Here is a 1,120-nt window from a genome sequence, read left to right on the forward strand (position 1 = left end):
CGCCCCGCGCTGATCCTCGGTTTCCCGGTCGGCTTCATCGGCGCGGCCGAATCGAAGGCGCTGCTCGCGGCCGACAGCCGCGGCGTGCCGTACGTGGCACTGCTCGGCCGGCGCGGCGGCAGCGCGATGGCGGCGGCCGCCGTCAACGCGCTTGCGACGGAGGTCGAATGACAGCCGCGCGCGGACGCCTGTTCGGCCTCGGCGTCGGCCCGGGCGACCCCGAACTGATGACGCTGAAGGCGGTGCGCCTGCTGCAGGCCGCGCCGGTGGTCGCGTATTTCGTCGCGAAGGGCAAGAAAGGCAATGCGTATGGGATCGTCGAAGCGCATCTGCTCGACGCGCAGGTGCAACTGCCGCTCGTCTACCCGGTGACGACCGAAGCGCTGCCGCCGCCGCTCTGCTACGAAACCGTGATCGCCGATTTCTACGACACGGCGGCCGACGTCGTCGCCGCGCATCTGGACGCGGGGCGCGACGTCGCGGTGATCTGCGAAGGCGATCCGTTCTTCTACGGCTCGTACATGTATCTGCACGATCGTCTCGCGCCGCGCTACGACACCGAAGTCGTGCCGGGCGTGTGCTCGATGCTCGGCGGCACGGCCGTGCTCGGCCAGCCGCTCGTGTACCGCAACCAGAGCCTGTCGGTGCTGTCCGGCGTGCTGCCGGAGGACGAACTGCGCGCGCGGCTCGCGCAGGCCGACGCGGCGGTGATCATGAAGCTCGGCCGCAACTTCGACAAGGTGCGGCGCGTGCTCGACGCGCTGGGCCTGGCAAAGCGCGCGCTGTACGTGGAGCGCGCAACGATGGCGAACCAGCGCATCGTGCCGCTCGACGAGGTCGACCCGATGGCGTCGCCGTATTTTTCGCTGCTCGTCGTGCCGGGGGAAAAATGGCAAGGATGACGACCCCGCCTGCGATCGTGATTCTCGGCGCGGGCGCGCTCGACACCGCGCGGCGCATCCAGGCGCGCTATCCGGGCGCGCAGGTGCACGGCCTCGCGTCGCGCGTCGCCGCCGACGTGCCGTTCGACGAGCTCGGCGCACACCTGCGCGAACTGTATGCGCGCGGCCTGCCGATCGTCGCACTGTGCGCGGCCGGCATCGTGATCCGCTGCGTCGCG

2 protein-coding genes and 1 pseudogene are annotated in these 1,120 nt (G+C 70.6%); all 3 read left to right on the forward strand.

Annotation, left to right across the window (positions count from 1 at the left end):
* Positions 1-171 (forward strand): precorrin-8X methylmutase (locus G3N94_RS41625; RefSeq protein WP_205799948.1); only part of this gene is annotated, 171 nt, incomplete at its 5' end.
* Positions 168-902, forward strand: a complete 735-nt coding sequence (locus tag G3N94_RS41630; RefSeq protein WP_205799947.1) for a precorrin-2 C(20)-methyltransferase — start codon at positions 168-170, stop codon at positions 900-902. The genes G3N94_RS41625 and G3N94_RS41630, both read left to right, overlap by 4 nt.
* Positions 899-1,120: pseudogene (locus G3N94_RS41635) on the forward strand (cobalamin biosynthesis protein CbiG); the annotation flags it as partial. The gene G3N94_RS41630 and the pseudogene G3N94_RS41635, both read left to right, overlap by 4 nt.

The sequence above is a fragment of the Burkholderia sp. Ac-20353 genome, assembly GCF_017104785.1.
In the GTDB taxonomy this organism is placed as follows: domain Bacteria; phylum Pseudomonadota; class Gammaproteobacteria; order Burkholderiales; family Burkholderiaceae; genus Burkholderia.